Genomic DNA, 22,791 nt, shown 5'->3' on the forward strand with positions numbered 1-22,791 from the left:
CGGGGAGCATAGCGGATTCGTGTTCTGGCAAAAGCATTGAGCGCTGTTCTCTGACGCGAACGGGCGAGCCTCGGGCGGTCCTTGGAAAGTCCGGATGGCGCAGCCGCCACGTTCGTGGTTCTGTGCGCGAACGAGGCGGGCTCCGCGCCCATGCCGCCTCGCCCCAAAGTCGTGCTATAAGCCGTGACGATTCAGCAAAAAGGGTTTGCAATGAAAATCCGTTTCGCCGTCGCTTTCGCCGCCGCCGTTCTCGCCGCCCCCCTTGCATCGACCGCCGTGTCAGCCGCGCAATGCGGGGGCGACTTCGACACGTTCGTAGCGGCGATGTCACGGGAGGCCGCCGCGAATGGAGTATCGCAGGGCGTGATCTCGCAGGCGCTCGGCGGCGTGCATCAGGATCAGGCCGTGCTGAGCTTCGACCGGCGGCAGCGCGGCACTTTCCGCAAGAGCTTCGAGCAATACGTCGCGACCCGCGTCACCGGTGGCCGCATCAAGGGCGGAAAGGCGATGCTGGCGCGTCATGGCTCGCTGCTGTCGCGGATAGAGAAGCAGTTCGGTGTGCCGCCGGAGATCATCGTTGCGATCTGGGGGTTGGAAACGGATTTCGGCCGTGGCGACATGGGCAAGCTGCCGGTGTTTCGGGTGCTCGCGACGATGGCGCATGACTGCAGACGCACCGAACTGTTCCAGCGCGAGCTTCTGGCGGCGCTCAGGATCGTGCAGCGTGGCGACCTGCGCCTGAGCGACATGGTCGGCGCCTATGCGGGCGAGATCGGGCAGACCCAGTTTCTGCCCTCGTCGTACATCAAGTACGGTGTCGATTTCGACGGCAACGGCCATGTCGACCTGCGTCATTCCGTACCGGATGTGCTGGCCTCGACGGCGAACCTGCTGAAGGTCAACGGCTGGAAGGCCGGCGGCGACTATCATCAGGGGTCACCCAATTTCGAAGTGATGCGGGAGTGGAATCGCTCCGAGGTCTACCGCAGAACCATCGGCTACTTCGCCGACAAGCTGGCGGGACAGTAGCGTCCGCTCGACCTTCGGTGCTCCTTGGAGCAATTCGCTCTGACTGAACAGAAGCGAACTCGTCGCCTTGATGCTTTCTTTTCACGCGAACAAGTCATCCATCCTCGGATCGAGCCCGAGGAGATGCTTCGATCGAAGACATTATAGCGTCATCTGGCAGCTTCGCCTGGTAATGTGCCGAAGGTGATGGCGTTGACCCGCACCCGGACGGACCCGTCGTGTCCGGTGACCTGCCTGTCGCAGGATGAAGGTAAGTCAGGTCCTTCACCCCTTACCCATGGTCTTGTTGAAGGTTTGTAGCCTTGTTGAAGGTTTCGTGCCCCTGACGTACAATTTACGTTTCGCAGGTCGACGATCCCATGATCTATTTATTTCTCTTTGCCGCATCGTTTGTCGCGTTTTCTCTCAGTGTCATTTGTGGCGGCGGCGCCGGATTACTGCTGATCCCGCTTCTTGGCTATTATCTTCCGGTCAGCCAGGTGCCGGCGGCGCTGACCCTTGGAACAGCAGCGAGCTCAATCTCCAGAATCTGGATATTTTTCAATGCCATCCGTTGGGATATGGCGAGGCTGTTCTTGCCGACGGCGATAGTGGGAGTGGTTCTAGGCGCGAAGCTGCTGAGTTATCTGGAGCCGATGTATCTAGAATTGTGCATGGGCCTGTTTCTGATCTCCAATCTTCCTTTGCTTTTCAGAAAGCAGAAATCAAAACCTGCCTCATCCGCATTGCTCACTATTCCATCATGGCAAATCAGATCGGTCGGCTTTTTAGCTGGCTTCATTTCTGGTCTGACTGGTGCGGTTGGCGTCCTGTTTAACGGGTTCTATTTTCGCTGTGGTCTGGACAATCAGGAACTCATCGCTACCAGAGCCGCGAACGAAGCCTTCCTCCATGTGCTCAAGCTCTCCCTGTATGCATCACTGGGTTTATTTCAGCTGAAAACCATAGGCATCGGCTTGCTCGTCGCGCTGGCTGCTGTGCTGTCGTCAGGTTTCATGAAATTCGCCTTGCCGGGAATATCCAGGGGACTGTTCATGCGTGCTGGATACGGCGCCATGGTGGTTTCTGGCGTGTTGGTGCTGAACAGCGCGGTGGGTGATATCAAAGTTGCAAACGACCCTGGTCTCCGCGTGACCATCGAGGCGAAAGAACTGAACGCCAGATTGACTTGGAATACCTCGATATATTTTGCAGAGGTGAGTTACGACGAAGGCTTGGAGATCGAAAAGGTCGTTCCGCTGTCATCTCTTTCGCTTGATCGACAACGCCATGTCCGATCCTTGCAGGGCGGCGCTGAAAAAGTCGATGTCGAAAGGGTGTACACTCTGAAAGGTATCTCTTATGAAGCCTATTATTTTGACGGTCAGAACCGTTTGATCAACAAGATCAAGTTTGACTGAGAACAGCAGCGGCATCGGATAGGGACAATCCAACGAGGCGGCCGCCCGATCACCTGCGTTATCTCAAAGTTGACGCCTGATGTGGCGGCTGCGTTCCGGCAGCGCCCCGGATCACATCGTTAATGTGCCGTAGATGATCGCGTGCGGCGACGATGTCATGCGGCGAGGAGGGGGTGGTGAAGCGTTGTTCAGGAACCGTGCGCTCGATGTACTCGGCGCGGACACGCTCACTCCGAATATAATCGATCGCAGCATTGCGCGCGCTTTGGGTTCGTCCATTCCATTCTGCTTGCGCTTCCACAAACGCAGAAAGACATCGTGGACGATGTCCGAAGCCGTCGCGCGACAACCAATGATCCGGCTGACACGGCGCTGTAAACGACCGCTCTCAGCCAGATACAATTCCACGAACTGGGCAGCCGAATCGCTCATTCAGACTCGGAGTTTTCGCCAGGCTACGGCCGTTACAGCCGTCCACGGCATTTTTCCGACGCCGCCTCTCAAGCACATCGTACCGCTTCACGGCTTTAGAGAACTGAAGTTTTATCGCAATCAGAGTAGTTTAGATCGATTCTAGCAATAAGCCTTCGGCTGCTGCCGGGCGATCCGCTTCAAAGGTCATCTGAGCGAGTTTCGGCCAAGGCAAGGCGTGGAAAGACGCAGCGATCCAGCTCCCGTTAAATGTGAGAGCAAAGCTCAAGAAAGCAAAGAAGGATACTGCAATGGCCGATTCGCCACGATATAGTCACCACATCCATGGAAGCAAAAGCCCGACGACGGTCTAAAGAATAATCCGTTCGGGAGGGCTTTTTCTTTGATGGAACGATAGTGAGCTCCGAGCCGATTAAGGATTGCTCAACTGCTCGTCTGGATCAATTAGGTGTTTATTCCACGCTAGCGCAGGTCCGTTAGGATGCGCACCCGCGCATTAAAACTTGAATGCTTTATTCAGAAATCACGGGGTGAGAGATGAACATTACCAAAATCGATAAGACCAAACTTGTCAAAGAAATTCCAGAATATCATCAACTACTCGTCAGTGAAGCTGATTGGATTGCTCGAACCGCTGACGATGTTCGGCAACTACGAAACACCCCTCCATTTTCGAAACTGTCCGACAAGAACTTTGAGGCGTTCGTGGACGGCCTGGTTTTTGGGCGGGGCGGGATTGTCGGAGCAACCTATAAGCCGCTGATGAGTGAGTTGACGATCTCCGAGATTTACGATGCGTTCGCACATTTCGGCATTTCGGTCGATTTGGCGACGAGAACTCTGGAATACAAAGCTACGGGGTCAAGTTGCTCTTTTGATTTTTGGAGTATTTGTTTGAACGAGACGAAGGAGCCGTTCCCGCGGTAACAAAACTCCTCCCTGCTAATCGTGGGGAGGAGGTGCTGGTCCTGCATGCCAGGCGAGAAAGCCAGCTTCCTCCCCGCTTTTATTGCTCAGAAACCAACCGCCGCGTCACGTCGCTTCCCGCATTATCAGAATGCGCCAGTGCACTCCGGCGGGTTTCCTTCGGTCGGCACCCAGCCCGGCCTGCGCGGGCATCCCGTACCGGTGCAGACAACGATGTGCCAGGCCTCCACTGATCAGACCCACAGAACATCGTTCCTAAAAGTGGGTCGATGTGAGCTGTTTTCTTTAGTAGTTTCAAAGGGGAAGAAACCTTGGATCTCCCTAGGGGAAACGCCACGCCGTGCTCAATGCAATTGAAATAACTGAGCTTTTTGTCGCCTGATTTGTCCGCTGTGTAGCATAAGCCGGCGATGCAGGCGAGTAGAGGGAAGCCACGATTGAATGCATTTGCACGAGCGGAAAGGCTCTTACCGACCCGTTAGGCCGCCCAAATCGATAACGCGGCAACTCGGTTTCGCTGTTACTGTTGTGCTGCTTTCGTTTGGCGGGAAAGTATTGGCCTCGCAGAAAAATGAGAGCTGATTGCCGGGTGTATTGATGGATGGAGTTAGCCGATATCCATTCAGGGTTCGCGGTGTGGTGACCAGCAAGAGCCACTCGATGTCAGTTCGAACGAAACCATTAAGCGTTGCAGGGATGGCCGCCGAGGCCGGCACATCTTGAAAAACCTGACATCGATCTGCAATCCCGTTCGCTTCTCCATAGAAAAGGAACAGATTCCTAGCACTCGTGAAATAGAAAGCTACCAAGTTGAGACCCATGTAGGCCGGTGAAATTTGCGCGACCGCGAAGCTCGAGTTTTCATCTGTTGAAGTGAACGCGATAGGTTCTGAGGCTAACAATTCGTAGTCCACGGACTTACCAGACGGCCAATCGTAAAGCATGTCCGAATAGACAGAGTAACGAAAACCGTTGTTAAAATTGCTCACAATGTTAACGAAGCCTCCAGTAGTAGCGGCCGATCGATCAGCAACTACGTTCCGCATCGTCGAGAACAAATCGCTTGCGGGAGAGTTCGCAAGGTCATCAGCAAACAATGCAGCATTGATAGCTCGCCCCTGTTGCTGTCTCGGCCGATGCCGCGCTTCATAAGTCCGAAACTTAGAATATGCCCCTTGATCGCCGATCCACTGCGTTTTCGAAAAGCTGGAGACACGCTTGCCATCAACTATCTTAAGAAGCCTTGCAGGATTCGCGAACGCGACCATGTAATCGTTTCCGGTGCTTTGGCTCGATTGCTCAAAGAAGGTCACGACTTCATTGAAAGCTGCTCCTAAAGGATACTTGAAAGTAAAATCTTTGAATGCACGACCTGCTGTGACAGGAGAGTTTGAAAATGAAACGCACACATCGCCCGGAAGCATGCACGACTTGATCACACCATCCTGAAACGGAAGTGCTTGCCCCCCGGGGCCAGTCAACAGCGTATCCGAAGCAATAGAGACACGCGGTCCGGCGATTCGGCCTACGACCAACGTCACGATACCGCCTTCCGTTTAGATATGACTGATACGCTGGATATAGCTCATCACCGCCATCTGTGGACCGCCCTTGTGGACTAAGTTTGTGTAGCAGGGCGGTTTCTTAAGCTTATGATCGCTCAGAGATTTCAGCTTATCAATGGCTTAGGTTTGAGCTGGCGCTCCCTAGGGGGCCGTAATACAGAAGTCAATTCAGATAATTAGATACAAGTGGGACAAGGCGACGTTCCATGGGATCACTATGCGTTTCTATACAGTTGTCTCACGTGATTTAGCCATGATCAGAATTGTGGCTGCAATCGCACCTGCGTTGCCTTAGTCGCTTCGCGCGGGGGCACCATACTGTGCCCGCGGTTGGGAAAGGCTCTTGCGGGGCAGGAAGAGGGCCGATCGATCGGATCGATGCCAGCAACGTTGATTTCGATCGCGCATTTCGCCACCGGCCAACTTACAAAGCCCGATCACATCTGCGCTTCGGGGCCTTTTCGCAAAGGCTAGTAGATCAGTCTTATTTTGGAAGGGACATTGCAACGGCCCGGATAAACGGCACTTCGCCCATAGCCTGCTCTTTCGGATGGCCAGCCTTTATCAAAAGCACAGGAACCATCGAAATGACGTGTAAGGCTTGCTTTTGATACCGGGCATTACTCATAAAGATACCGAAAATTTTGGTTGGATCTCGCTCTGGTGAATCCGCGAGATACTCGCAAATTTCGGCTGCGCACTTTCGATTGAGAGGGTCGGCGTTTCGCTTGCCGTTAATTATGAGATAACTGCCTACTGCCACGGCTACGATACCGAGAATAATCTCCATCAACAGACCCCGTGTTCCTCGAACGACTGGCAAGAGCAGATAACTCAGAAAATAGTCTTACCTTCCAAAAAGCCGCGCTAAAAGTCCGCGAGCACGAGGCCGGCTGAGTTTCGCTACTAATAATCGGTCATACTCGTCGGCGACGGCTTTGAGGGAGATGTGTCCAGCCCGCTGTTCCGCTATCGCCATAAGCTTCGCGTCGGTCGGTATGTCAGACCTCGCAAGTCTATGAATGCTCTCTTCCCACTGTTTCATTCTTCAACGTATCCCATCGCACTGCCTCCCTTTGTCAGACGTGAATAAGACGCAGCCAGATGATCCGCTGCTATCGCCACTGAAGCCAGTTCAGGGATGGGGCCGACCGTGCCGCTATACACTGGCGCTACCGGCATTCGCTCAAGTTCAATACCGGATGCACTATGCAGGTTTCAATAGTCCCATGCGAGCACAATGCGCGATCTCGCTCATCAAATCGCCAGTTCCGAAGATTAAGCTGCCTACTGGAGCGCTCGCAATTCTTAAGTCGCGAGTGCGTTCGCAAAGAAACGTGAACTGGTCGATCGACAGCCACCAGGACGCGCCGATGTATCGCTTAAGAAAATTCTCGAACTTACCACCGTCCTGTTCCGCAAGAAATGTAATGCCGTCGACGACGCTCCTGAGCTTCTTATTGACTCTATCGACGTCAGCTTGATGCTTACCGTTGACTGTGACGAAGGTCGCGCCCCAGAGCCCCACAAGAAATGCGCGGATAAACATCCGATCCTGCATAGAACCATGGTCGGTCATTGTGATGGCCAGTCGCTGAATACGGCGCCCATTCAGCGCGAGATTCTGTCCATTTAAAAAGCGGATCCCACCGGCGCGGAGCTGACTTTCGTGCCGATTGATCTGTATCAGCGGCGCCAAGAATGCTGAAGCGAGGTCTACGGCGGCCGAGAGGACGTTGCCAGCGCGGGCGTCATTTGTGAGTTGCTTCTTCTTGCACTCAACAAAGAAAATGTGCTCATCGGACTCATCTGCAAGGTCAATTTCGAGCGGTGCGCGTCTATGGCTCTGGCCCGCAGGCCGATATGCTCGTGCAAAATAAGCAGGCGGATGCCCGGTAAGTTGCACTGCTTCGGCAGCCATATGCTCAAGGGCTTTACCCATACGATTTTCGAGATCATCAACTTCGGCGTCCCGCAATAGCTTGTAGATGCGCTCAAAGAGGGCACGTGCGGCCATACCTCGCGGAGGCAAAGCGTAAAGTTCACCGGATATCTTGAAGAGAGGAAAGTATGGGCTATTCCGGTGTGGCGTGTCGATTGGAAGCGCGTATCCTTTGTTTAATTTAGTAAGAGGAATTGCCAATAGCTCAAACAATTCGACTACGCGAGCAGTTGAAAGCGCGTAAGTTGAATACTCCGACGGATGCGTGATCGTCAGAGCCGATATTTGTGAATTCTTGATCAGTAACAAACCAAGCGTTTCCCATTCCTCGCGTGAAGCATGAGGAAAAACACAGCCTGCTTTTTCTAGGTTTTTTAGCCAAGATGAAAAAACTTGGCTCGCGACCTTCGGCTGCCATTGTTGGAATCCGAATAGTTCATCGTAAAGAATACGGTCCAAAATACTTCGATAAAAGTTGGAAGAGGTCAAAATCATGCCGTCGAAAGTAGAATAAGTTTCGAAGTCGAAAATTGCCGACATATCACGTGCAAGATCTGTTAAATCCTTTATATCCTTCTCGGGATCACTTGATCCTGGCGATGCACCAAAATGCTTCCATGCGATGTTGTAAAGAAAATGCCACGGAATGCTTGGCCTTCGTCTGTTCGGAAGCTGACTCACTGTTCGACCGTAGAGCAACGAGCCTTCAAAAAATACGCTTATTCACCTCAAACCATTTTAAGGTTGCATCGATAACCTGCCGGCCGCCGATGTGCTTTATGCGCCTTTCAATGTCCGCGCATATCGGGCCTAAATCAGTGGTACTAATATCCACGCCTAATGCATTTAGAGTGACGATAAATCCTTGGGTTTCCAGTCGCTTGCAAGCCTCGCCTACGGCGACTGTCCGGTCGTCAGAATGGCGTTCGTAGCCTGAGAAATGTAGGATACGGCGAGTTTCCGCGATAGCATGAGACCATGATGCTACATCTTTAAAGTCGGCGATGGCTTTGATCGCCGGATCGGCACGGAAGATGTCGATTATTTCACAGAGCACATCATATTTTTCGCGTGTGACTCGTTGTAATGCAACGGCGATTCCGACCGGGCGCTTCAAGCTAAAAAGTGCTGAAAGAAGAAGACCGTTTGTGCAAGCGAGACCCGAACGAACTCGTTCTTTCATTCGTTCGATCTCGCCATTGCGCGACCATACTGAATCATCGGGCGACGGGCTCAATACAGGTTCTTCTGGAATTGGTTCGTTCCAACCAGGTTGATCGAAATAGAGATCAAGGCTTCTCTCATGAAGTTGAGACATCATCCTCATCGTTTCTGCTTGCCATGTTATGGTCGCATCACATTCGCTGTGGACGACTTTCCTTAAATATGGCTGGGAATTATAGATGCGCCGTTACGTGCTGGTGCCGGGCCCAGATGTTCGAACCGCGGTGCGCAACCAAGCGGAGGATCAACTATGGGTTTCTTTGGGTCAATCAGGAGGATGATGAAGCTGAACAAAGACCCAAACCAGCAGCAGCTTGCTCGGCTATTTATTCTTGCGGGTAGTAGTACACCCCAAGAAGCTGTACGTGTGGCTGCAGTGATTGCCGAGTTTGTGAGTGATAATGGATGGTCATCAATCGAAGCAGAGGACCGATTAGCTCACGCCATGTCCCTTGTGAGGGTTCAAGCGCCGAAGGTCGTCCATGAAAACGCAGTGCAGGTCTGGCGTACGCTAGTCGGGCTGGACTAAACTTGGTGCGACTGCATGGGAAGCGATGAAACTTAGGGGTTCACTGCGCAAATATCTTTTTCGAGATGCAACGGTTCTTAAGCTCCGCCTTCATTGCGTCAAGTCCGGCACTAGCCGGTTGTGAGTATGCAAAATCAATTACTTCTTTGACCATTCTGATCGCAGTGGGATCAGTCATCCCTTTCATCTGTTCTTCAGCTTGCGCTCGTGACATGCCTCCAATACGTACCGCCAAGGTCGGGGATGACGCTTCGCTCATTGCGTGGCAATAGGATCGCAGATCTTTAAACGTGGTTTCTTGAGAGAGAGAAGGGGTGGCGAGGCTCGCCAAAATGGTTGTTGCAATCGCGATATCCCTCACGATTATCCTCCGGCGCATTCAAATCTCTGCATAAATCTTCGCGGGCTTGGCCGTTACCATCCCGTTACGTCACTGATATCAAACCGGAAGTGCCTCTTGGAGAACACTCGCGAAGCTTCTCGCTTAGCTTTGTGAGCTTCCTTGCTGAAGTTTGGATTTTCCCCGAAGTCATTCTCCGCCCACTCCTGTTTAAGCTGTTCCCAATGCCAGTCGCTCCAACAGTTGACGGTGAATTCTAAGACGTCATACTTCCGAGGGCCGTCATTGATCATTCTCTGCGTATCTCGCTTTATTTCAATGCCCGAAAATTTGAAATCCTGGGCCGAAATATAATCAGCTCCTCATAAACGATTTTCTGAGCGATTTTATATTCTAGGGATACAAAGTCTCCAACGGCCCGCGGTTGGGCCGCGAGATCTTTAACACCTGGCGAGTTTCTGGAGATACGTAGCGCGGTCGCTCATCTGAATGGGGACTACATTCGCGGTCATCTTCCCTAAGAGGATGAAATAAGTTTCTCGATCGCCTCTAGAACCTGTAAGTGATCCCTTGTGCTTAGCGGGGCGCTGGTAAAGTAACGCTCTTGCCCGAAAGGTACGTTTGCCCGTCGCTCCAGAGTGAAGCGAGGCGCAGGAAGCTTCAGCGTTTCGCTCGTTCGATCAAATTCGAAATCCAATCGAGCGAACCCCATCTTGTCAGGCGTGCGAAAGAGCTCACCTGCTTTCAATGAGACCACTTGGGAAATGGCATCATACGCCGCTAATAGTCGATCTAAAGGTCGGTCGAAATCCACGACCACGTTGCTCAAGAACAATTCGCGCATCGATGTGAGTTCGCGGAATGACCACTCAGTCTGCAGCCAAGTCATCAGATCAGTTAGAAAGTGCTGTCCGATGTCGGTCGTTTGCGCGGCTGCTACAAACCCGTCAGTATAGACCCAGAACTCATTGATCGCCCCAGAATGGGTATCCGACTTGAAATGACCTGCGCCGAAACGAAAGCCTTTCTGCTTGAATTCCTCCAACGTCACAGCGACGTTCGGCACTTGGGCGAAGTTGTAGCGAGCGACCAGCATCGGCAAAAACGTAGGGTCGTTGATGCCATCAATCGGGTGTACCGCCTCGAACTGAAATAGCCATGTAACTCGGCATGTTTCGTGGGCGACGAGCTTCAATTGACCGCACTCCGTGGCGTGGCAAATATAGCGCTGTTCAATGCACCGATATTTCCTTGGCCAATGGCGTTGCCGAAGCCTGCAGCATCCCAGAGTCCGCTTTCGCCGAATAGCTGGACGAGCGATCGGTTATCCGATTGCGATTGCTGTGCAGTTCCGCTTACTTGCGCGAGAGCCGTTCCATCTTGCACTTCGCGAAGGACCTGAGGTTCCACCATGAGGGACTCGTAAACCGTCGCCGGCTGCATTGCGACAACGCTTGAGTCCATGACTGAATTTAGGAAATCAGGGTAACTTACGAACCTGACCTGCAACGCAACGTCGAGACTGCATGCGATGTCCAGCAGCGTTTGCACGGTTACCTTGCCGTATTCGGAGTTCTCAAGGCGCGAAATGGTACTCTGTTTCTTGCCTAGCCGTTCAGCGAACGCTTGTTGAGTTAGGCCGGTTTTCTCGCGAAGCGCCTGGATCTGATAGGCTATCCAACCTCGAACGGTTGTTTGCAAATACCCGTCACGGAAGGACTTCTCTCGAAACTTTTCAAGCTTACGTCGGTCGAACACAGGCGAGGGCCTTTTTGGGGTTTGCTTCGATCTCTTTTTTTCGCTTCACGGCTGTTTTTTTCACGTCGGCTGGGTCGTAGACTTTCTGCTTGTGGTTGCAGATGGCGACAACGATGAACTCCCGCCTCGCCGTCCCGTAAAAGCCCAAGACCCTCCATTCGATCTTGGCTGCATCGGTCAATCGAATTTCGATGATCTTGTTTTTCTTATCTAGGATGTCGGAATAGGGCTTTTTCCATACGTCGCGGCCTTCGAGATTGTCGAAAACAGATGAGTGCGAACCCTGAGCGGTGGTGGTGGCATCATACCATCGCTGCCATAGGTTTAAGGAACCTCCATCATCGTAGCAGCGATAGGTCCACATCCGTATAACTTTTTTGCGATAATATTACCCGCGTATCCATTTAGTTAACCGGGGGTGCCGAGTCCGTCAAAGTCGACCCGGCGTGGTCCAAGTTGTAACCCAGCAGTTCCACGATCAGCGAACATCGAGCATCAAGGCGGCGACTGCCTCGAGTCTCCCGATTAGGAAAAACCGCCTGCCCGTCCGGCAGTTGAGGCGCTTGCGTCAGCAGCCCTCAAACGCCGGGATATCTTCAGGACAGTCGCCCGGCCGCATTTCATCGTATTTTGGATTGCGGTCCATGACTGGCCAGTCGCCAACAAACGGGCAATACCCTCGTTGCGGTCGGTATCTTCGGGCCGCCCCTTGTAAAGGCCATCAGCCTTTGCTTTGGCTTGCCCTGAGTCCTAACGGTCGGGTGGCTACCGGGGTCAGCTTTTGTTCTCGCCTGTCCTAAATTTGGGGTTTTTGCCGGGGTCATTATGCGGGCACTGATCATTCTTTTGTTTCTCGTCTTTTCCAATTCAGCGAATGCGCAACTCTATTCGGGCAACATGATGCATGAGGCGTGCGAAGGGCCAAAGCGCGCTCCGATTCTGGCGTATATTGCCGGAGTGCTGGACCAGGACCAAGTCAACCTTGGGCGCGTCGCTCAAGCTCAGCTTCGAGTATGGACGGGGAAGCAGGATATCGCGGCGGTCAAGGCGGTCGATAGTGCAATGACCAACCTAACGGGTGACATTCAGCAATACTGTCTGCCGAAGAATGCGAGCCTCATCCAGATAAGCGATGTGTTTTGCAAGTATCTCAAGGATTACCCCGCCAAGCGACATGTCGGTGCCTCTGAGCTTGTCGTAGAATCTCTGTTAAATGTCTGGCCTTGCAGGGTTCGCGGAGGAGCAGAATGAAGACTTCACGCCGTTGCTTAGCTAGGCGTCGTTCGATAAGCCGTTGGACCCAATGTCAACTACAGAAGGTCTAATGACCGTTCACCGGCTTTCAATTCTGCGATCTTCGGACTCTAAGCTTCGAGCGCTCTGTAAACGCTCGCACGGCCTATCTTGAGTGCCTTAGCAATCGCGACCGGTCCCAAACCTTCTGCCTTGAGCGCCCGGACCTTGGCAACGTCAATCGACGGCTTGCGGCCCTTATAGACGCCTTCCGCCTTGGCCTTGGCGATCCCTTCTAGCTGGCGTTCCTTCCGCAGGTTGGTTTCAAACTCTGCGAATACGCCAAGCATATCCAAAAATGCCTTCCCAGCGGCGGTGCTGGTATCGATCGGTTGCTCCGTCGCCTTGAGGCTTGCACCCTTAGAACGTACGGCCCGAACAATATCCTGCAGGTCACCAATGGAGCGGGCTAACCGGTCAATCCGGGTCACGGTTAGCACGTCACCAGCCCTCAGAAAGTCTAGGATCGTCTGCAACTCAACTCGCCCGGTGGTGCTAGTTCCTGAAACCTTCTCTGAACGGATCACCTCGCAGCCTACAGCCCTAAGCGCCGCGATCTGAATGCTCACGTCCTGGTCGGTGGTGCTAACCCGCGCATAACCAATTGTGGTCATTTGACTGCCTCTGTCTCATTTGACTCTAGACGTTAAATCTCTAGTGTCTCAAAATACTGGAGTCAATTCTATTGAGACAAATATTTTGTCTCGTGGCGCTGTACCGCGAGGGTTTACCCTATTGGGACGTAATGGGACGATTGAGAGAGAGTTAGGATCCCGAGATCAGTTTGCAGTGATCCGGCAGCAGGGCCCGCATCACCTGCTCCCGGCTTTCGATCAACCGGAGAGGATCACCGGGCAGCAGTCCGAATATTCACGCTTGGCAGCGATCTCCAAACAATCACTAGCCAAGGCGATGCGTGGAGGTCGGGAAATCAGATCTGTTCCCTAACCTCATTTGCCATGACCACTGACGAGGCTCAGTTGCACTTCAATGTCGTTGAAGGCGGGTTGCGGTTGTAAGCTGTAAACCTCGATTCGATGGTTACCTCGATTGAGGTGTAATCGGCCAATCATCCTGCCCTTGGAGTTTCGTATGTGGCTCATATTGCATAACGAGTGGAAGGTTTGATCAACTACGGGAGCTTCTCCAGGTTTTGCGCGAACAACGACTCTGAAGGGAATGGGAAGGCCCAAGCGGGCGCGCGCTCGGTCCGGGATAGCGTCGTAGTCTGTATTGCTGGTACAGAAACTGCTGCTGTCTCCGTCTCCTACAAGCTTGTCTGCAACACGGGCTTCAATCGAAGGAAAGACAAATTCAAGTTCAAGCTGATACGACTTGTCCACGGGCACGTTGAATGCCCTATCGAGGATCAAGCCAGACTCTCGAAGGGAAACATCAGTAGCTGCAATCAAGGGCGGGAACGCGCAGAGCCCCGTGATAAACATTGCAAGCCCAATGATCTGTTTCTGGCAAAGACTGTAGGTGATTGGTCCCATGTGATCGTCTTCTGCGTCAAATGCTGTGATCTAGCGTCACTAGTTGTGTCGTCTTAAACTTGGTTCTGAATTACTCGACAAAGTAACGCGACGCGTTGCTGTCGTTTGTGAACAGTAGCCAAGCGCCTCGCAGACATCCCCTCCGGTTTTCCCTCGGTCGAAGCAAGGACGCCGGTTTTTTTATTGGCACCGGCCCCCAGGTCGGGAAGCCCGCTCATACTTTCGAGCACCGAACGCGACGTCATATCGCGTAATACCAAGCCCCTCTCGCGAGAGGCACCCCCAAAATCTTAAGTCCCACCCCATCGCGAACCGCTTTTTGCGGCGCGCGCCCTAAAAGCCGTTTTATCAACTGAGAAGAAGAATGACTGAAAACATCAATGTCCGGTCCACCCTAACTGCCGTCAACGAAGCCTCGCCAGTGATCCGCAATGTCATCGCGGACCTGAAGCGGCTGGAAAGAGTCGGCAAAAGCTTCAACGCGTCGTTTGCTAACCTAGGCCGTGCAGGGATTGCGTCCCTGGATGGTTTCTCCCGCGCTGCGAAAAGTGCAGCGGCGGAGATGCACGGCATCGCCAACACGGCAAGGTCCGCGAGCCGGTCCTATTCAGAATCATGGTCCCGCGCGACCGAACATCGGCTTAATGAAAATCGGCGGATGTACGCTCACCTTGAGCGGTTGGAATCCACTTACCGGCAACAGATCGAAAGGACTGCGGCTGCGGAACGTCGTGCGGTGCGTGGTGGTGCTATCGGTCGCGGCGGCATCGGCGGCGGTCGCTTGCCCGCTCCGAGTCTTCGCTCCATTGCGATCGGTGGCGTTATCGGTGGTGCTGGGATCGCAAGCGCTATTAGGAAACGACTTGAAGTGCAGGCTGCGGAAGTTCGTAGCCAGATGTTTGGTGAACTATCCAAAACCGAGACCGAAGCACTGCGGAGTAGTTATGCCGATAAAGCCGGAATCAAGTACGGCATTGGCACGTCGGAAGCGCTGGATGCTGCGACTGAAGGGCTCAAAGCCGGAATCGCAAAGCAGTTCGCTGGTGAATTCGGCGATCTGGCTTTGAAGGCGCAAGCCGGACTCGATATCCCTTCCGAAGACGTTGCGAAGTTGCTTGGTCGTCTCGCTACTCAGATGCCCTGGTCCAAGGACCGCTTCAGTAAGGTCCTTAATGCGGTTGCAATTGCTAACCGCGACACAGCAGCCTCCGGTTCCGAAATAGTGGAAGCTACGCGGCGTTCGTTATCGGCCCTCGTAACCACGAAGATGACGCCGGAGCAGCTCGCGGCCATCAACGGCACCAATATCTCGCTAGGTGTCCAGCCTTTCAAGGCTGGGACGTTTCTTTCCTTCCTGACGTCTCAAGTCGCCGGAGCCAACTCCGCCCGCTGGAATACGCAACCGGCGAAAGACCTCAGGTCGGCCAGTATGGCGCTCGGTTTTGGTGGTCGTGGCGGTATGGCTCAGGCCATGCGGGACAACCCGGTAGAAACGTACCTGAAGATCCTCGATCAGTTGGCGCAGATGCCGGAAGTGCTCCGAACGAAAGTTGCAAAGCAACTCGGTGGGCGAGAATGGATGGATGAGCTTCTGACGGCGGTTCTAGGACGCGACAAGCTCCGGCAGGTTCTTAAAGACATCGGCAAGAATTCCGGATTCCTCGACAAGGTGGCGCTGCAAAAGATCAGATCTATGAAAGGCCGGTGGGCTTCAATCTCTGCCGCCTTTGAACTCGCTTGGGAGAAGATCGGCGGCGGTATGGAAACCGCCTTCGATCAGATCAGCAATGCCATCATAGATCTTGCAGATCGGTTCAATTTCGACTCAGTTCGCGATCATTTTTCCGCACTCATTGACGGTATCCGCGAGGGGTTCGGCTTGAAATCTTGGGGCGATGCTGTGAACGCGTTCGCCAAGGAATTCGACGCCGGAACGACCGCCAAGTGGCGAGCTTACGGAAAAGGCTTTGCCGAAGGTATCCGAGAATTTGCCGGTGGTCTTGCAACCGCGTTCAGTGTCGTTCGGTTTCTGGCCGGAAGTTCGAACGATTCCGAAGGCTTTGGCCGGTTCACGGCAAAGATGACCGGCCTGGTGATCGCTCTGGCCCTACTATCGCCCGTGCTGTCAGTGCTATCGATCTTCACCGGTCTCGTGGTGACACTGGCGAACCTTAATCCGTTCGCGCGGCTGGCTCTTGGTCTCACGGCACTGGCCTTCGGCATTAAGCGAGTTTTGGATTTCGTTGCCGACAAGATTTTCTCGGTTTTCGTGTCCATCGTGGATTCGATCAAGAATGTAGCCTTATCGATCGTCAACACTGTGCGCGGATGGATCGGCCTCGCCCCCCTAGGTGCTGGCAGCCATGGCGCGTCCGGCAGTTGGACTGATGCCCCAAAATCGTCCGGCGCATCGGGAGGGTGGAGTCCAACCTCGCGGAAGGCAGCACAATCCTTCGCTAATCCCGGAGCAACGCCTGCAAGCTACACCACCGGTAGCGGGCTAAACGGCGATTCCTATAGTCAGATGTTTGCCGGTACAGCGTTGGCAGGCAAAGGCGCTCAGATCGCAGCAGCAGCAAAGGCGAACGGTATCCCGCCCGAATTACTCGGAGCCGTGATCGCTCACGAAACCGGCAAAGGTCGCAACGTCCGCTTCAATAATGTCGCTGGATTGATGGACCCCGAAACAGGTTTTAAAACTAAGCAGGGATTTGCCAGCATTGATGACGGGATCAATGCTGCGGCTCGCACCGTCGCAAAGAACTACCGGGCTGCCGGGGGAGACCTTGGCAAGATGGGCGCTAGGTATGCGCCTGTCGGTGCTGCCAACGATCCGAACGGCCTGAATAAAAACTGGCCTAATGCCGTTACCGGATATCAGCGCCAACTGTCATCGACCGGCATCATGAGCAAAGACCCGGTTGACGTTGCTAGTCAGTTCGTCGGCAAAAACGAGTATCAGGACCGCGCCGAGCTAACGAGCTTCGTTAGGCATGACGTTGCTGGCAAGGTGAATGCATGGTGCGCTCGTTTTGTGAACTCCTCTCTAGCCGCTGCTGGTGGCAAAGGAACGGGTAGTGCTGCTGCTAGAAGCTTCTACCAGTGGGGCGATCCGGTAACGGACGCGGTGAAGCGGGGTGATGTCATGGTCGCACCTCACCACGTCGGTTTTGCCACCGGTAAAGTCAGCGCGGATGGCCGAATCCAGATGCTTTCCGGCAATCACGGCGACGCCGTTGGTTATAGCTGGGAGCCTCGTGGAAAGTACCAGCTAAGAAGGGGATCTATCACAAGCGGAGTTCCCCTTCCTCAGGATGCAATCAAAAACGTGCCTTCGATCACAAACCAAAACGGAGACGCTAGTCTCGGTGGTGGTTCACGTGGACAGGTCGCGATCAATATCCATGGCGGTTCCCACGATCCTGAAGCTCTTGCCCTTCTGGTGCAGCGTCGAGTCGACGAGTCGATGAACTGGCGAACTCACGAAAGTGAGTCGGAATACACCTAAGGGGTGTTGCGTAGAAAGGTCCGCTGAGTTTCTCAGTCTGAGCGGGCCTTTCGTTTGCATTTAAGCAAGCCCAACGGCACTTGAATGCAAATTCGGATTCCGCTGATGATGAGGCATTCGCAACAATGGAATTAACAAAATGAAATTTGAGTATCGAAGTTACGAAGGCGAGTATGACGCGAAAACCGGTCAACACATTGCTAGATCGCGCGACGGTGATCTTTTTCTTGTTTCGGGCAGCCAGCCACGTCTACGGAAAGCTATCGACCAGCTGTGGGAGGCACTTCGGTGTCTTGATACTGATCCTATGAGGATGCTCGACCTAGAATTGATGGCAATCCCCGGATGGATTCGGCAATGGCTTAGATCAGGTTCTAGCCGAGTCGATATCGATCGAGCCTTCGCCACCGGTCATCTCTAAGCCCAATCACAACGTCTCGTTAGAGCGCTTTGTTAAAGAACATATGGCGAACAATGGTCATGGTATGTTCTACTTTCGCCGCTGGCCGATGCGTCATGAGGCCGAAAAAATTCGCTCTTGGGTAGGTCTTAAGGCGGTTGATCCAACAACTTTGCCAGGGGAAACCCTCGACTCCTAAAAGGCCGGGCCTGTCACTCAAGTTATTGTAATTATTAACAATTGTTCACAGCAAAATCGGTTCTGCCACCGGACACTTACCCTCTGTTTTCGGGGGTGTTTTCCGGAGCGGAAAGCGGCGGACTGGGGAAAGTGAGAACAGCTGCGTCGATGTGGGGGGTTCGAACGGACTCACCAGTTGCAAGCCCTCACCATCATCGCTCGTCTCACTTCACACCGAAACAAACTACGAGGAGAAAACAACTTGTCGCGTTTCTTTTACGATGCGGATGCTGCGAAGCCGTTTCTTTCGGTCCGCTTAAACAGTCACTTGATGGGTCGGATCGATGAGGCTCGACTCCGATTGAAGGTGTCGCGGTCCCATCTAGTTCGCCGGGCGATCAACGACATGCTGGACAAAATGCAGATCGCAGAAGCGGCGTAAGCAACGTCGCACCTAACACCACCCCAGACACACCAAAGGCCGCTCTGGAAAGCGGCCTAGGTGAGAATATTCGACAACCAACATTGAGATTGAACTATGCCAAAAAAATCAACAAAAAGCAATTCTGAGACGCCTGTCATCACATCGCCAGATGGCGTGCAAATCCAGATCACCGCAGGTCGAAAGTGGAAGTTTTGTCGGCACTATATGCGCTCCGACCGAACTCCGCTTCAAAAAAACATCATGATTGTTCTCATTGATATGACCAATGAGGGGACCGGAGAGAATGCCGCGAGGTTTGGTCTCGCATATCCGTCCATCGAAACATTGGCTAAAGAAACCGGTAGCTCAAAGTCTGGAGTCAAGAAAGGGTTGGATGGCCTGAAAGCGCTTGGCGACCTTAAGTTGATGGGGGAGAAGAAAAGCCAAGGTGGTCGGGACAAGGTGAATGAGTACTGGCTACCGGGCTGGAATGAGTTCGGTTTGATCTCTGATATCGACGGAAACCGGTCACACAGCGACACGTTTAGCGAAAGGGAAACCGGTCACTCTGAGACGGAAACCGGTCACTCTAGGACTAAAACCGGTCACTCTGAGACGGAAACCGGTCACTCTGAGGATATAAACAGGTCACACAGTGGCCCCGACTCTTCTTCTGAATCTCCTCAAAGAAGCACCTCATCTGAATCTCCTCACAGAAACACCTCATCACACTCTAAGAGCGCCTCCGGCGGTGGTCCGGTTGATGATGATGTTTCAGATCGTCCAACGTCTGAGACGATAGCCAACGATAACGACGCCAAGAAGGTCGCGGAATATCAGCGTGCAGCAGTGAGGGTTTGGAATGTTTTTCAGAAAGCGCCGATAAAAGAATACGAGGAGTTTGTCAGTCTCTTTGTTGAGCTGGTACAAGCGAAAGAGATCACTTCATCCCAAGATGTCATCAGCAGTTTGAGAGCATATCAAGATTGCACCGACCTAAAGTACCAGATGAACCCTGTCCGGTTTCTGAAGGAACGGAAGTGGAAAGAGTACCGGCCTGTTAAAAAGAAGTTGAAGATGGCTACGGCTATCTAGTTTCCCAAGTGCTATCGTTGGCCCCCGGCTCATTGATGCCGGTGGCAGCTAACAATCCTTAGCCAGTCATTAGGGTGTGTGCCCGGCAAAGCGGCGTAAACCTCCGGAAGGAGGCAAGCACTCGGCAAACGATGTAGGCGCTCTGGAACAACGGCTTGATGGTGGCGCTTGCCAGTCGCAAAACTAACTAGGGCCTAGATCAGATCAACCGGCGCTATACAAGAATACCTCTCAACCGGCGACGGCTCAATTTCGAGCTATCCGAGCCGCCGAACAATTAGCGAAGGCCAGTAAAAGCGATTGTGAGCGAGCGCGCGGTGAACCGAAACTACATTTCCGAGTTCGCTTCGTAAACAAGACGCATCCCCGGGGGCTCGAAGCTCAAGAGGGACCGATGACAGCCGCACGCAAATGGATCCTCGCTGTCGCAATCGTGGCAATGCCGGCATACTCATTCGCTCAAGTTCAAAGTCGAATGGATGGACGGTTGGATGGCCGGGTGGAAAGCCGAATACCCCAAGGCTACGGTCCTCCTCAAAGCACCTCCGAACCAGAGCGTCCGGTCTTTACCCCGTGCTTCCGTGCCCTTCGAAGGCCGAACGGCGCATTAGTGGTCCTGAACTGCCAGCCCTATCCCCCGCTGTGATACAGCTTTTGAGTCCGAACATATTCGCATTCCTGTTTCTCCAGGTAGAGCCTCAGGTCGTTCTGAAGGTGCACGAGGACCCGAGCCGCGCCTGTGCAGTCGAGGTCGGCATCCACCAGCGCCTGCATCTCGCGGGAGGTCTTCCTGATGTCCCGACGTATGCGGGCGATGTTCTGTTTCAGTCGGGCTTGATTGATGTCCATGGCCCGAGTATATAGAACAAATAGGGAACAGACTTCAAACCCAGAATTAAGCGGAGCCTCAGGAAATGTCCCGACTGCCCGAACATATGACCATGAGCCCTGACCAAGCCATGACCCTCAGGATGTTAGCCTTGGAAGCCTACCAGGAGCGGATGTTCGATTTCCGCCTTACCCATCAGGAGGCGCAGCGTCGGATTGATGAGTTGAAAAAGGAAATCGCCCTCGCCGATTCCTATTAGGTCTGCCCGTCGCGCTACGACCTTTCAATAAGCCCGGCCCACGCGACAGCAGGCTTGTTCACAAGGCCGTGGTCCAGCGGCCCAATAGGAACGAGAAGGAGGTGAGAAGATTAAACCTTGTGGAAGTCCCCCAGCTTCCAACCCCCGGAAAAGAGCCCGCCATTCCCCCGTGGCGGGTTTCTTTTTTGAAACCTCAGAGGGCTTCGCGATACTAACTTCGAGGCACCCTCGAGGTTGAAATGAGCAAACTACTCCCCTGTCCGTTTTGCGGTGAGCAGCCGAATCTTTGGTCGGAGCGCGACCGCAATCCGGAGCTGAATAGGATTAGGGACAGGGCTCACATCGAGTGCGTAAACCCGCTCTGTAAATCCCAGCCTTCCACGGCTGCCGTCGCTACGATTTCGGATGAGGCAAAAGAGCGTGCAAGCGAATTTTGGAATACTCGCCATGAGCCGGAGGAACTCGGCTGGATCACACGCTGAACATCACTCGCGACAGTAGGATGCCTCTCTTTGCCACGAGGTTTCCCGCTGAGAGAGTTATAGGGCCAATCTGACCAGGGTAGCCGAAAGTTCCCTTATGGAACCAGTGACCACTCACGGCGATTTTAGAACCATCTGGCGGTCATAGCGCAATATTGATTGCACAATTCCCGTCTTTGATCAGAATACCATAGAAGAAAAGCTGTATTCTGAACTATAGTTTTCCGCCTTGCTCCCTGCTTACCGTATAAAGAGCATTTTATTATTATGTCGTGGTATTTAAAACAAATGTACTCTTGACAATCTAGCCATATGAGTGGTACAAAGTAGGTAGCATCGCCACTATACCATACACAATCCGAACCGACCAATAAGTGGTCTTTTCGATTTGCAGCCCAGCCCGCGCCCTCCAAGGCGGCGGGTTTTTTCGTGTTTGAAGGAAAAAACTAAATGACTGATCTCAGTGACTTGAATTGTTCCCCCATGATCCGGGTGTCTTTGGCACTGCCGCAGAAACTACTTAGAGCGCTCGACGACCAGGCAACAAAGGACGACGCCAGCGCGCCCAACCGTTCCAGCGTTATCCGGCGATATCTGATCGGCGGCCTACGCCGTGAGGCTGCGTGAGATGCAAGAAATTGAAGACGCATTCGTGAGCGAGTGCCGGAGACAGGGCTTCCAACCAAACACCGCTACCATGAACCAGCTTGCTATCGATTATGCCGGTTCGGTTTTGAACGGTGGTTTTATCGTTTTGCCGTCGCACCTTTCGATAGCTTTGAAGGATGCTGTTCGCGACCTAGCGCAACGTTGTCCGGAAGTCTTCGCAGATATCGAAGCGACACCCAACAACGCCTCGATTACCCAAACGATTATTTCCGAAGTACGCACGCGGCGTAAGCGATCGCTGCCAAGTGATTGGTCTGCCGTCCGTGAACGGATGACCGGCATCACAGCGGAAATGATGGATCAAATCGCTCAAACTCGCCAAGGAAAATAAGAAATGTACAGAATGACCAACCGCAGCCGCGCTCATGCTTCTATCGCCACCGCCGCAACGCCAGAAGTTCGGGCGAACCGTGCCGCAATTCTCGCAGAAAAAGAACGCCTGTTGCAGATTGCCGCCGCCGAAGATGAGCTTCAGCGCGCCCAGGAGGCACTCGAAAAGGCCACGAAATTGAGCGTTGAGCATGCAGCGGTCAATGCAGCAGTGGCGAAGCTTGCTGAGCTAAACGGAGAAACCGTCGACGGATTAAGGAAGAACAAAGCCGCCGCTTAAGGCCCTTCGCTTGTCTTAGTCACTTTCCCAGGGCGTTCGCGTCCTGGGATTATTTTGACTGGGGAAAGTGAGAACGGGCGTAGGGGTGTTGGGGTTTCGAATGGACTCAACAATTGCAAGCCCTCAGAATTGACGTCCGGCTTACTCCTCGGTTGGCAATGACTGCAATCCGGCAGCTTAACTTTCTTTCATTAATTACGGCCTCGAAATGGTTTCTCTTTCCAATAACGACCGTGTCCGGATGATCGGACAAAACACCACGTTGCCGATATCTCTCCCGCCTCGTGGCATCTCTCGCAAGCAAGCCGCAGAATACCTGGGCGTTTCACCGTCACATCTCGATAAACTTGTGAAAGAACAGATCATCCCACCGGCAAAGCGCCTTGCTGGCCGTACCGTC

Annotated in this window: 25 protein-coding genes; 13 read left to right on the forward strand and 12 right to left on the reverse strand. The window is 53.3% G+C overall.

Features of this window, described 5'->3' with window-relative positions; genetic code table 11:
* Window positions 1-210: 210 nt before the first annotated feature.
* Entirely contained in the window at window positions 211-1,029 is an 819-nt protein-coding gene (locus NWI01_RS02665) for a lytic murein transglycosylase (RefSeq protein ID WP_141382402.1), read from the forward strand.
* 359 nt (window positions 1,030-1,388) lie between these two features.
* Entirely contained in the window at window positions 1,389-2,429 is a 1,041-nt protein-coding gene (locus tag NWI01_RS02670) for a sulfite exporter TauE/SafE family protein (RefSeq protein WP_141382403.1), read from the forward strand.
* 111 nt (window positions 2,430-2,540) lie between these two features.
* On the opposite strand, the gene NWI01_RS02675 is transcribed toward NWI01_RS02670, so the two are convergent.
* Entirely contained in the window at window positions 2,541-2,861 is a 321-nt protein-coding gene (locus NWI01_RS02675; protein ID WP_141382404.1) for an RNA polymerase sigma factor, read from the reverse strand.
* A 537-nt stretch (window positions 2,862-3,398) separates the two neighbouring features.
* Here NWI01_RS02675 and NWI01_RS02680 point away from each other — a divergent pair.
* Window positions 3,399-3,788, forward strand: coding sequence for a hypothetical protein (locus tag NWI01_RS02680; RefSeq protein ID WP_141382405.1), 390 nt, complete (start codon window positions 3,399-3,401; stop codon window positions 3,786-3,788).
* A 467-nt stretch (window positions 3,789-4,255) separates the two neighbouring features.
* On the opposite strand, the gene NWI01_RS02685 is transcribed toward NWI01_RS02680, so the two are convergent.
* The 8 genes from NWI01_RS02685 to NWI01_RS02720 all read right to left on the reverse strand — a co-directional run bounded on the left by NWI01_RS02685 (window position 4,256) and on the right by NWI01_RS02720 (window position 11,510).
* Window positions 4,256-5,329 (reverse strand): hypothetical protein, encoded by a 1,074-nt coding sequence (locus tag NWI01_RS02685; protein ID WP_141382406.1) that lies wholly within the window; start codon window positions 5,327-5,329, stop codon window positions 4,256-4,258.
* Between the two features lie 508 nt (window positions 5,330-5,837).
* A complete protein-coding gene (locus NWI01_RS02690) occupies window positions 5,838-6,146 on the reverse strand; it encodes a hypothetical protein (protein ID WP_210242936.1) in 309 nt (102 codons plus the stop codon).
* Window positions 6,147-6,560: 414 nt separating this feature from the next.
* Window positions 6,561-7,976 (reverse strand): DUF234 domain-containing protein, encoded by a 1,416-nt coding sequence (locus tag NWI01_RS02695; RefSeq protein WP_141382408.1) that lies wholly within the window; start codon window positions 7,974-7,976, stop codon window positions 6,561-6,563.
* Between the two features lie 25 nt (window positions 7,977-8,001).
* Window positions 8,002-8,616 carry a hypothetical protein gene (locus NWI01_RS02700; protein WP_141382409.1) on the reverse strand — a complete coding sequence of 205 codons (615 nt, stop codon included), beginning with the start codon at window positions 8,614-8,616 and terminating at the stop codon, window positions 8,002-8,004.
* Between the two features lie 472 nt (window positions 8,617-9,088).
* A complete protein-coding gene (locus NWI01_RS02705) occupies window positions 9,089-9,409 on the reverse strand; it encodes a hypothetical protein (protein WP_141382410.1) in 321 nt (106 codons plus the stop codon).
* Between the two features lie 496 nt (window positions 9,410-9,905).
* Window positions 9,906-10,583, reverse strand: coding sequence for a hypothetical protein (locus NWI01_RS02710; RefSeq protein ID WP_141382411.1), 678 nt, complete (start codon window positions 10,581-10,583; stop codon window positions 9,906-9,908).
* Window positions 10,580-11,146: a helix-turn-helix domain-containing protein gene (locus tag NWI01_RS02715; RefSeq protein ID WP_141382412.1), complete on the reverse strand. Its 567-nt coding sequence runs from the start codon at window positions 11,144-11,146 to the stop codon at window positions 10,580-10,582. The genes NWI01_RS02710 and NWI01_RS02715 overlap by 4 nt, the downstream gene beginning before the upstream one ends.
* The gene (locus tag NWI01_RS02720; RefSeq protein WP_141382413.1) at window positions 11,130-11,510 is read right to left on the reverse strand and encodes a hypothetical protein; all 381 of its coding nucleotides are present in this window, start codon (window positions 11,508-11,510) and stop codon (window positions 11,130-11,132) included. Before NWI01_RS02720 ends, NWI01_RS02715 begins: the two co-directional genes overlap by 17 nt.
* 461 nt (window positions 11,511-11,971) lie before the next feature.
* Between NWI01_RS02720 and NWI01_RS02725 the strand changes: the two genes are divergently transcribed.
* Complete coding sequence (locus tag NWI01_RS02725; protein ID WP_141382414.1) at window positions 11,972-12,397, forward strand: Rap1a/Tai family immunity protein; 426 nt, start codon at window positions 11,972-11,974, stop codon at window positions 12,395-12,397.
* Between the two features lie 113 nt (window positions 12,398-12,510).
* Here the strand turns inward: NWI01_RS02725 and NWI01_RS02730 are convergent, their stop codons facing one another.
* Window positions 12,511-13,053 (reverse strand): recombinase family protein, encoded by a 543-nt coding sequence (locus tag NWI01_RS02730; protein ID WP_141382415.1) that lies wholly within the window; start codon window positions 13,051-13,053, stop codon window positions 12,511-12,513.
* Window positions 13,054-13,389: 336 nt separating this feature from the next.
* The gene (locus NWI01_RS02735; RefSeq protein ID WP_141382416.1) at window positions 13,390-13,935 is read right to left on the reverse strand and encodes a DUF5625 family protein; all 546 of its coding nucleotides are present in this window, start codon (window positions 13,933-13,935) and stop codon (window positions 13,390-13,392) included.
* A gap of 364 nt (window positions 13,936-14,299) precedes the next feature.
* Here NWI01_RS02735 and NWI01_RS02740 point away from each other — a divergent pair, with 364 nt between their 5' ends.
* The 3 genes from NWI01_RS02740 (at window position 14,300) to NWI01_RS02750 (ending at window position 19,542) form a co-directional block, all read left to right on the forward strand.
* Window positions 14,300-17,443, forward strand: coding sequence for a phage tail tape measure protein (locus NWI01_RS02740; RefSeq protein ID WP_141382417.1), 3,144 nt, complete (start codon window positions 14,300-14,302; stop codon window positions 17,441-17,443).
* An 842-nt stretch (window positions 17,444-18,285) separates the two neighbouring features.
* A complete protein-coding gene (locus NWI01_RS20230; RefSeq protein ID WP_375782166.1) occupies window positions 18,286-18,465 on the forward strand; it encodes a ribbon-helix-helix domain-containing protein in 180 nt (59 codons plus the stop codon).
* Window positions 18,466-18,561: 96 nt separating this feature from the next.
* Entirely contained in the window at window positions 18,562-19,542 is a 981-nt protein-coding gene (locus tag NWI01_RS02750; RefSeq protein ID WP_141382419.1) for a hypothetical protein, read from the forward strand.
* A gap of 630 nt (window positions 19,543-20,172) precedes the next feature.
* Here NWI01_RS02750 and NWI01_RS02755 read toward each other — a convergent pair.
* On the reverse strand, window positions 20,173-20,391 hold the full coding sequence (locus tag NWI01_RS02755; protein WP_141382420.1) for a hypothetical protein: 219 nt from the start codon (window positions 20,389-20,391) through the stop codon (window positions 20,173-20,175).
* A 65-nt stretch (window positions 20,392-20,456) separates the two neighbouring features.
* Between NWI01_RS02755 and NWI01_RS02760 the strand changes: the two genes are divergently transcribed.
* The 6 genes from NWI01_RS02760 to NWI01_RS02780 all read left to right on the forward strand — a co-directional run.
* Window positions 20,457-20,630 (forward strand): DUF3072 domain-containing protein, encoded by a 174-nt coding sequence (locus tag NWI01_RS02760; RefSeq protein WP_244613618.1) that lies wholly within the window; start codon window positions 20,457-20,459, stop codon window positions 20,628-20,630.
* Between the two features lie 239 nt (window positions 20,631-20,869).
* Window positions 20,870-21,112: a Lar family restriction alleviation protein gene (locus tag NWI01_RS20235; RefSeq protein ID WP_141382421.1), complete on the forward strand. Its 243-nt coding sequence runs from the start codon at window positions 20,870-20,872 to the stop codon at window positions 21,110-21,112.
* Window positions 21,113-21,562: 450 nt separating this feature from the next.
* Window positions 21,563-21,739 carry a hypothetical protein gene (locus tag NWI01_RS18765; RefSeq protein ID WP_181410349.1) on the forward strand — a complete coding sequence of 59 codons (177 nt, stop codon included), beginning with the start codon at window positions 21,563-21,565 and terminating at the stop codon, window positions 21,737-21,739.
* A gap of 70 nt (window positions 21,740-21,809) precedes the next feature.
* A complete protein-coding gene (locus NWI01_RS02770) occupies window positions 21,810-22,112 on the forward strand; it encodes a hypothetical protein (protein WP_210242937.1) in 303 nt (100 codons plus the stop codon).
* A 3-nt stretch (window positions 22,113-22,115) separates the two neighbouring features.
* Window positions 22,116-22,391 carry a hypothetical protein gene (locus NWI01_RS02775; RefSeq protein ID WP_141382423.1) on the forward strand — a complete coding sequence of 92 codons (276 nt, stop codon included), beginning with the start codon at window positions 22,116-22,118 and terminating at the stop codon, window positions 22,389-22,391.
* 208 nt (window positions 22,392-22,599) lie between these two features.
* The coding region (locus NWI01_RS02780) for a helix-turn-helix transcriptional regulator (RefSeq protein ID WP_141382424.1) at window positions 22,600-22,791 on the forward strand (192 nt) is incomplete at its 3' end.

Source organism: Nitrobacter winogradskyi (assembly GCF_006539545.1).
Classification (GTDB): Bacteria; Pseudomonadota; Alphaproteobacteria; order Rhizobiales; family Xanthobacteraceae; genus Nitrobacter; species Nitrobacter winogradskyi_A.

Bases quoted from the DNA above. Each gene is read 5' to 3' on its own strand.
- NWI01_RS02665 (WP_141382402.1), top strand. From the start codon at position 211: ATGAAAATCCGTTTCGCCGTCGCTTTCGCCGCCGCCGTTCTCGCCGCC.
- NWI01_RS18765 (WP_181410349.1), top strand. From the start codon at position 21,563: ATGACTGATCTCAGTGACTTGAATTGTTCCCCCATGATCCGGGTGTCT.
- NWI01_RS02675 (WP_141382404.1), bottom strand. From the start codon at position 2,861: ATGAGCGATTCGGCTGCCCAGTTCGTGGAATTGTATCTGGCTGAGAGC.
- NWI01_RS02670 (WP_141382403.1), top strand. From the start codon at position 1,389: ATGATCTATTTATTTCTCTTTGCCGCATCGTTTGTCGCGTTTTCTCTC.
- NWI01_RS02755 (WP_141382420.1), bottom strand. From the start codon at position 20,391: ATGGACATCAATCAAGCCCGACTGAAACAGAACATCGCCCGCATACGT.
- NWI01_RS02775 (WP_141382423.1), top strand. From the start codon at position 22,116: ATGTACAGAATGACCAACCGCAGCCGCGCTCATGCTTCTATCGCCACC.
- NWI01_RS02725 (WP_141382414.1), top strand. From the start codon at position 11,972: ATGCGGGCACTGATCATTCTTTTGTTTCTCGTCTTTTCCAATTCAGCG.
- NWI01_RS02760 (WP_244613618.1), top strand. From the start codon at position 20,457: ATGTCCCGACTGCCCGAACATATGACCATGAGCCCTGACCAAGCCATG.
- NWI01_RS02730 (WP_141382415.1), bottom strand. From the start codon at position 13,053: ATGACCACAATTGGTTATGCGCGGGTTAGCACCACCGACCAGGACGTG.
- NWI01_RS02680 (WP_141382405.1), top strand. From the start codon at position 3,399: ATGAACATTACCAAAATCGATAAGACCAAACTTGTCAAAGAAATTCCA.
- NWI01_RS02740 (WP_141382417.1), top strand. From the start codon at position 14,300: ATGACTGAAAACATCAATGTCCGGTCCACCCTAACTGCCGTCAACGAA.
- NWI01_RS02735 (WP_141382416.1), bottom strand. From the start codon at position 13,935: ATGGGACCAATCACCTACAGTCTTTGCCAGAAACAGATCATTGGGCTT.
- NWI01_RS02750 (WP_141382419.1), top strand. From the start codon at position 18,562: ATGCCAAAAAAATCAACAAAAAGCAATTCTGAGACGCCTGTCATCACA.
- NWI01_RS20235 (WP_141382421.1), top strand. From the start codon at position 20,870: ATGAGCAAACTACTCCCCTGTCCGTTTTGCGGTGAGCAGCCGAATCTT.
- NWI01_RS02720 (WP_141382413.1), bottom strand. From the start codon at position 11,510: ATGTGGACCTATCGCTGCTACGATGATGGAGGTTCCTTAAACCTATGG.
- NWI01_RS02700 (WP_141382409.1), bottom strand. From the start codon at position 8,616: ATGATGTCTCAACTTCATGAGAGAAGCCTTGATCTCTATTTCGATCAA.
- NWI01_RS02770 (WP_210242937.1), top strand. From the start codon at position 21,810: ATGAACCAGCTTGCTATCGATTATGCCGGTTCGGTTTTGAACGGTGGT.